We start from the raw sequence: 7,285 nt of genomic DNA, 5'->3' as shown, positions 1-7,285 counted from the left end.
TCGGGGTATAGGAGTTGTACGCGTTGCCAACCTGCGACGGTGCGTCAGGTCGTCGCCCGGGTCGTTAAGGTTTCGGTGTGGGTGTAGGTGTAGCCCGCGTAGAGCTGCAGGTCGGTGATCACTTCGCCGCTGACTTCGGCATCAAAACCCAGCGAGCGTGCTTTGCCGCCTGCTACGTAGCAGTCGAGGCAGGAGTCGTCGAGAAGGGCCGCTTTGTTTTTCTGATCGACACGGAAGATCGAGAACGAGGTATTGACCCGCCCATCCACAACTCGCCCTTCAGGCCCAACTCATAGTTGCTGCCGAGTATGGGTTTTCATCGGCGCGCCGTTGACGTCGGTGACCGTCTGCGTTTGAAGATATCGGCGTAGCTGATATAGGCCGACCACTCCGGGGTCAGCTCATAGATAAAGCCACATAGGGGCTGACTTGGCCGGTTTCCTTGGAGGTGTCCCCATAATTGTCGATGCCCGGATCAATGTAGTCCTTGTCGTAGTCGTACTTGTAGTTGCTGGCCCGCGCACCCACGACGAACGTAAGGGGGTCGAGTAGCTTGTAACGCAGCACGCCGTAGATCCCGGACTGGGTGATCTTCGCCTTGGTGTAGGCCGCGTAGGTGGTAGCCAGCATCTCGGCCCGACTGGGTTGTGGCGGCGAAAAAATATCGTAGATGTTGAGCACATGGCCGCGGTGATGTTCTGCCCGCCACCTTGCAAGTCGTCAGTGCGCAAGTCACTGGCGTTGGCGCCCACTACCAGTTCGTGCTCACGCCCCAGGTTTTCGAATTTGCCGGTGAGGTTGATGTCAGCGCCTTTGTTGGTGTTCTCGAACTCATAGAGATAAGTCCGCGAACGCATGCCTAAACCGGTTGCTGGATCGACTGCGCCACGGCCCCAGGCGTAGAACATATCGTTGGTTTCGCGCACATAGCTGGCAGCCGCTTTCAGCGTCCAGTCTTCATTGAAGTGGTGCGTCAGGTCGCTGAAGTAGGTGGTCTGTTTGTTGTTCCACTTGTTCCAGTCGGCGCCGGTGTAAGTGGAGCGGCTGATATCCAGTGCGCTGCCATCTTTGGCACGCGGCAGGCCTCCGAAGAACGGCGTGGAGTGCAGGTCTTCAACGCTGGCACCGGCGGCAATGGTGGTGCTGTCGGTGAGGTCGTATTCGAGAATGCCGTACAGCACATTCTTTTTGCTTTCGGCTGTGTCGTAGAAATAGTCACGGTCTTCGTGAGCGGCGACCACGCGGCCCCGCAGCTTGCCGTCCGGGGTCAATGGCGTGCTGCCGTCGATGGATTGGCGGTAATTGTCCCAAGTGCCAGCGCTGCCTTGAATCGACAACGCCTGCTCAGCCTTCGGGCGCTTACGCACCAGGTTTACCGCGCCACTGGCCGCACCGGCACCTTGCAGTAGGCCGTTGGCACCGCGCAGCACCTCCACGCGGTCGTAGATCTGGGTGTCGGAGGTAAAGCCGCTGCTACACCGTAGTAGCGGCGGTCCAGCGGTACGCCGTCGTACTGGAATGTCTCGATCTCAAAGCCACGGGAATAGAAGTACTTGCCGCCCGGGGCTTTGGTAAGTGGTGATCCCCGTAGTTTTTTCCAATACGTCGTTCAGGGTATTGAGGTTCTGATCATCCATCGCCTTACGCGTGACGATGGACACTGACTGGGGGATATCTTTGAGCTTGTGCTCCCCCTTGCCGATGGTGGCTACGCTTGCGGTGTAGCTGCGCTGTCTTCGTGGTGGCGCCCAGGGCCTGGCCGGTGATGTTGGCAGGGGTCAAGGCTGCCGAATCGTCGGTGTTGATGGGGCGCAAGGTCACGCTATTGCCGTTGAGCTCATACGTCAGGCCGCTGCCTTGCAGCAATTGGTTCAGCGCTTGCGCCGGCTCCAGATTGCCTTTGAGTGGCTGGGTGCGCAGATTCTTGATTGCGTCCGGGCTATACAGCAATTGCAGGTTGGCTTGCTGCGCCAGGGCGTTAAGCGCACCCACCAGACTTTGTGCAGGAATATCCAGCGCCACCGGCTGGGCCATGGCCGACAGCGAGCTGCTCAGCGCCAGGGCGAGCAGGGTGGGCGACAGCAGGGCGCGGTTTTTCTTGCGAACCGCGGCGGCCAGGGAGAGAGCGGAACGTTGGACATGTTAGGTCTCTAAGTGTTGGCAGTGTGTGCTTTATGAGAGTTATTCGCAGTTATGAAACGGATGAGGGGAAAAAACCGGAAAAGTTTTTTGAGCACACACGAGTTTTTTCGCTGGAGACACGGCAAGGATGCGGGAGAAGGGCGGACGTCACCCCTCGCCCGCTTGCGGGAGAGGGGCCGGGGGAGAGGGCAACCTGAAAACCTCGGCTACAAGGCTTTGCGCCCGGCCATATGCCGCAAGTAGCTGATCAATTGCTGAAGTTCTTTATCGCCGAGTACCTGCGCACTAAACCCCGGCATCTTGCCTTGCGGCCAACGGCGCAGGCTTTGCGGGTCGCGGATGTATTGGGCCAGAAAGCCCTCGGCAAAATATTCGGTGGGGTTATGCGGCACGTTCAGGTCGGGCCCGAACTGGGCATCACCCGCGCCGTTCAACCGGTGGCAGGCCAGGCAGTTTTTCTGGAATTGGGCGAAGCCGGCTTGCACGTCGGCATTGGCATCGGCGGCCGGCACCAAGGCGGGGAAACGTTCAGCCAGCGAGCCGAGGCGGCTGATTTTCGCGACCTGAAAGGGCCATTGTTCAGGGCCGATGTGGTCGACTTCAGGATTGGTCCACACCAGATAAAACGGCCCTGCACTCGGCTTGTCTTTGCCCAACGCCGGCCAGGGTTGCGCGGAATCTTCAATCGCCAGCCACGCGCGGCTGCCGGTTTTCTGCAACAACGGGCCGGCCGGCAGTTCGGCGGCAAAACCGTCTAGCGCGACCATTTGCAGTGATCGCCAGCCGTTACGCCGTCCAACAGCGCGGCCACAGGAATGGCGCGGTAGTGCATCGGGCGCTCGTAGGCGACGTCTTGGGGATATCGATTGATTGCAGTTGCGGGTGCTTGAGCAACTCAGTGGTGCTCAGGGTGCGGGTGCCGCCGGGAAGGGAAAGGGTGAGATCTGCCGCCAGGCTGGGCAGACAAACCAGGAAGAGAAAACCAGCAAGAATCCCGCGCATGCAACCGCTCCATCAGATGATGTCGCGATTCTAGTTCGTAGGATGGGTAGAGCGCAGCGAAACCCATCGATTCGCCTAACGATGGGTTTCGGCTGTGCCTCGCCTAGGCGGCCCCACCCATCCTACGGACTGGAGATGCTCAGCTGATCAGGCGTGAGAGGTTGGGAAGTATGAGAACGACTGTAGTGGCAAAGAGTATCCATCCGGCTTGGCGGATTTTGGGTTTCTTGATCATGGCGGTCGGCCTTTGTTCTTGTTGGCATGCCCAGGCCTTGGCTACGTCCAGCCCCCGGCACGCCTTGCTCAGTAGAAAAATCGCCCCGGCAAAACCCGGCAGCGACGCCCTAGCTCTATGAACGTTAGCTCTGTAAACAGTAGGGGCCGCGTCACACGGGGCTTAGAAGACTTGGTATCAAGAAAGTGCTGCTTGCGCCCATCGGTTATGCCAAAAGTTGATATCAGCAACCAACCCCTATTCCAGACACCTCGCTGCCTAGCGCTTTGCGCGCTGAAATCCACGACCATTCGTCTGAGCACTGTGGTCAATGGCCCTGAGCATTTCGGTCATTGAGCCTGAACGCGCTGGCGTTATGGTGTAGCGGCATACAACAACAGGCCGTGCGCGCCGTTTGGCGCGCGCGGCCGATAGCCAGTCCTTCAGCAGAAGGCCAGAGGATGTCATGACCGAAGCATTCATTTTCGATGCGGTGCGCACCCCGCGCGGCAAGGGCAAAAGGACGGCGCGTTGCACAGCGTCAAACCCGTCAACCTGATGGCCGGCCTGCTTACCGCGCTGCAGGAACGCAACAACCTCGACACCAGCCAGGTAGACGACATCGTCCTCGGCTGCGTAACCCCAGTGGGCGACCAAGGCGCTGATATCGCCAAGACCGCGCCCATGGTGGCCAAGTGGGACGTGAGCGTTTCCGGCGTGCAAATCAACCGCTTCTGCGCCTCGGGCTTGGAAGCCGTCAACCTCGGCGCCATGAAAGTGCGCTCCGGTTTCGAAGACCTGGTGGTGGTCGGCGGCGTTGAATCGATGTCCCGCGTACCGATGGGTTCCGACGGCGGCGCCTGGGTGATGGACCCGGAAACCAACCTCAGCACCAGCTTCGTGCCGCAAGGCATCGGCGCCGACCTGATCGCCACGCTGGAAGGCTTTAGCCGCACCGACGTCGATTCCTTCGCCCTGCGCTCGCAACAGAAAGCCGCCCGCGCCAGCGCTGATGGCTCGTTCAAGAAATCGCTGATTCCGGTTACCGACCAGAACGGCATCGTGCTGCTCGACCACGACGAATTTATCCGTGGCGAGTCCACCCTCGACGGCCTCGGCTCCCTCAAACCAAGCTTCGAAATGATGGGCCAGATGGGCTTCGACTCCACCGCCATCCGCCAGTACAGCCACGTGGAACGCATCAACCACGTGCACACGCCAGGCAACAGCTCCGGCATCGTCGACGGCGCTGCGGCCATGCTGATCGGCTCCGCCGCCAAAGGTAAGGAACTGGGCCTGAAGCACGGGCGCGCATCGTGGCCACCGCAGTCACCAGCACCGACCCCACGATCATGCTCACCGGCCCGGCGCCGGCGACCCGCAAAGTGCTGGCCAAGGCCGGGCTGAGCGTGGACGACATCGACCTGTTCGAAGTGAACGAAGCGTTCGCCTCGGTGGTGATGAAGTTCATGAAAGACATGGGCGTCAGCGAAGAGAAGGTCAACGTCAACGGCGGCTCCATCGCCATGGGCCACCCGCTAGGCGCAACCGGTTGCGCGATTCTCGGCACGCTGCTCGATGAGCTGGAGAAACGCAATCTGCGTTACGGCTTGGCCACTTTGTGCGTAGGCGGCGGTATGGGTATCGCCACGATCATTGAGCGCGTTTGACTGCGCAGCTGACAGGATAAAAACAAAATGACTGACGCCATCCGTTATGAAAAAGGCCAGGACAATATCGTCGTCCTGACCATCGATATGCCCGGCCAAAGCGCCAACACCATGAACGCCGTTTACCGTGAAGCCATGGCCGCTACCGTCGCGCGCCTGGAAGCGGAGAAGGCCGAGATTGCCGGGGTGATCGTTACCTCTGCGAAGAAAACCTTCTTCGCCGGTGGCGACCTCAATGAACTGGTTAAAGTCACCAAGGCTGATGCCAAAGACTTCTACCAGATGATCCTCAACATCAAAGGCCAACTGCGCCGCCTGGAAACCCTGGGCAAGCCAGTGGTCGCGGCCATCAATGGTGCGGCCCTGGGCGGCGGCTGGGAAATCTGCCTGGCCTGCCATCACCGCATCGCCCTGGATAGCAGCGCCGTGCAACTGGGCTTGCCGGAAGTCACCCTCGGCCTGTTGCCGGGCGGCGGCGGGGTAGTGCGTATGGTGCGTATCCTCGGCCTGGAAAAAGCCCTGCCGTACCTGGCCGAAGGCAAGAAAGTGCGTCCGGCCGAGGCGCTGAAAGCCGGCCTGATTCACGACATCGCCGCCGACCGCGACGAGATGCTCGCCAAGGCCCGCGCCTTTATCGCCGCCAACCCGACTGCCGTGCAGCCGTGGGATGTGAAGGGCTACAAGATTCCCGGCGGCACGCCGTCGAGCCCGAACGTGGCGCAAATGCTCGCCATCGCACCGTCGGTATTGCGCGACAAAACCAAAGGCTGCTTCCCCGCGCCGGAGAAAATCATGTGCGCCGCCGTGGAAGGCGCGCAGGTGGATTTCGACACCGCGCAACTGATTGAAGCGCGCTACTTCACCGAGCTGACCACCGGCCAGGTGGCGAAAAACATGATTGGCACCTTCTGGTTCCAGCTCAACGAAATCAACGCCGGTGGCTCGCGGCCTAAAGACCAACCCAAGTACGTCACCAAGAAAGTCGGCGTGCTGGGTGCCGGCATGATGGGCGCCGGCATCGCTTACGTATCGGCTGTTGCCGGTATCGAGGTGGTGCTCAAAGATGTGTCGATTGAGGCCGCCGAAAAAGGCAAAAGCTATTCGGCCACCTTGCTCGACAAGAAAGTCAGCCGTGGCCAGATGACCGCCGAAAAACGCGACGGCATTCTGGCTCGCATCAAAGCCTCTGTGGATGACGCGGACTTCACCGGTTGCGACCTGATTATCGAGGCCGTGTTCGAAGACCGCGACCTTAAAGCCAAGGTCACCGCCGCCGCCGAACGCCATGCGCTGGCCGATGCGGTAATTGCTTCCAACACCTCGACCTTGCCAATCACCGGCCTGGCCAAGGCAGTTGAAAAGCAGGACAAGTTTATCGGCCTGCATTTCTTCAGCCCGGTCGACAAGATGCCGTTGGTGGAAATCATCAAAGGCGCCCACACCAGCGATGAAACCCTGGCCCGTGGCTTTGACTACGTTATGCAAATCAACAAGACACCGATCGTGGTCACCGATAGCCGCGGCTTCTTTACCTCGCGCGTGTTCGGCACCTTCACCAACGAAGGCCTGGCCATGTTGGGCGAGGGCGTGAATGCCGCGATGATCGAAACCGAAGCGCGCAAAGCCGGTATGCCGGTGGGCCCGCTGGCGATCAGCGACGAAGTGTCGATGAGCCTGATGAACCATATTCGCCAGCAGACCGTGAAAGACCTGGCGGCCGAAGGCAAACAGATTCCCAACCACCCAGCGTTCGACGTGGTCGACCTGATGCTCAACGAATACAAACGCCCGGGCAAAGCCGCAGGCGGCGGTTTCTACGAGTACCCGGCAGGCGGCAAAAAACACCTGTGGCCGGAGCTGAAAAGCCGCTTTGAAAAGGCCGATGCACAGATTTCCCAGGAAGACGTGCGCGACCGCATTCTGTTTATCCAGGCGATTGAGACCGTGCGCTGCGTAGAGGAAGGCGTGTTGCTGTCGACGGCGGATGCCAACATCGGCTCCATCTTCGGCATCGGCTTTGCCGCCTGGACCGGCGGGGCTCTGCAGTTTATCAACCAGTACGGGCTGCAAGACTTTGTCGCGCGGGCGCAGTACCTGGCTGAGCAGTATGGCGAGCGGTTCTTGCCGCCGGCGTTGTTGCTGGAAAAAGCGGCTAAGGGGCAGGGGTTCTAAGCCTCGGTTGACTCACGATTCTGGGTCCCCGCTAAGACTGCCGTCATCCCAGCGCAGGCTGGGATCCAGAATCTAAAGTCGAACT

6 protein-coding genes and 2 pseudogenes are annotated in these 7,285 nt (G+C 60.1%); 3 read left to right on the top strand and 5 right to left on the bottom strand.

The window, feature by feature from the left end; translation table 11 throughout:
* Positions 1-44 precede the first annotated feature (44 nt).
* Together AC0V2S_RS25535 and AC0V2S_RS25530 are read right to left on the bottom strand one after the other, a co-directional pair.
* A complete protein-coding gene (locus tag AC0V2S_RS25535) occupies positions 45-269 on the bottom strand; it encodes a TonB-dependent receptor domain-containing protein (RefSeq protein WP_475512164.1) in 225 nt (74 codons plus the stop codon).
* 127 nt (positions 270-396) lie between these two features.
* Positions 397-630, bottom strand: a complete 234-nt coding sequence (locus tag AC0V2S_RS25530; RefSeq protein ID WP_475512167.1) for a TonB-dependent receptor domain-containing protein — start codon at positions 628-630, stop codon at positions 397-399.
* Positions 631-1,103: 473 nt separating this feature from the next.
* Between AC0V2S_RS25530 and AC0V2S_RS25525 the strand changes: the two genes are divergently transcribed.
* Positions 1,104-1,409 (top strand): hypothetical protein, encoded by a 306-nt coding sequence (locus AC0V2S_RS25525; protein ID WP_475512163.1) that lies wholly within the window; start codon positions 1,104-1,106, stop codon positions 1,407-1,409.
* Positions 1,410-1,529: 120 nt separating this feature from the next.
* Here the strand turns inward: AC0V2S_RS25525 and AC0V2S_RS25520 are convergent, their stop codons facing one another.
* The 3 genes and pseudogenes from AC0V2S_RS25520 to AC0V2S_RS25510 form a co-directional block, all read right to left on the bottom strand.
* A complete protein-coding gene (locus AC0V2S_RS25520; protein WP_475512162.1) occupies positions 1,530-1,637 on the bottom strand; it encodes a hypothetical protein in 108 nt (35 codons plus the stop codon).
* A gap of 4 nt (positions 1,638-1,641) precedes the next feature.
* On the bottom strand, positions 1,642-2,034 hold the full coding sequence (locus AC0V2S_RS25515) for an STN domain-containing protein (protein ID WP_475512161.1): 393 nt from the start codon (positions 2,032-2,034) through the stop codon (positions 1,642-1,644).
* Positions 2,035-2,348: 314 nt separating this feature from the next.
* Positions 2,349-3,144 (bottom strand): annotated as a pseudogene (locus AC0V2S_RS25510) (c-type cytochrome).
* Between the two features lie 680 nt (positions 3,145-3,824).
* Between AC0V2S_RS25510 and AC0V2S_RS25505 the strand changes: the two are divergent.
* Both AC0V2S_RS25505 and AC0V2S_RS25500 read left to right on the top strand, forming a co-directional pair.
* Positions 3,825-5,028 (top strand): annotated as a pseudogene (locus AC0V2S_RS25505) (acetyl-CoA C-acetyltransferase).
* A gap of 27 nt (positions 5,029-5,055) precedes the next feature.
* Positions 5,056-7,200: a 3-hydroxyacyl-CoA dehydrogenase NAD-binding domain-containing protein gene (locus tag AC0V2S_RS25500; protein ID WP_475512160.1), complete on the top strand. Its 2,145-nt coding sequence runs from the start codon at positions 5,056-5,058 to the stop codon at positions 7,198-7,200.
* Positions 7,201-7,285 lie beyond the last annotated feature (85 nt).

This window comes from Pseudomonas sp. CC11G, assembly GCF_056174845.1.
The sequence above is the reverse complement of the archived record's forward strand: the minus strand, read 5'-3'. Positions and strand labels throughout refer to the sequence as shown.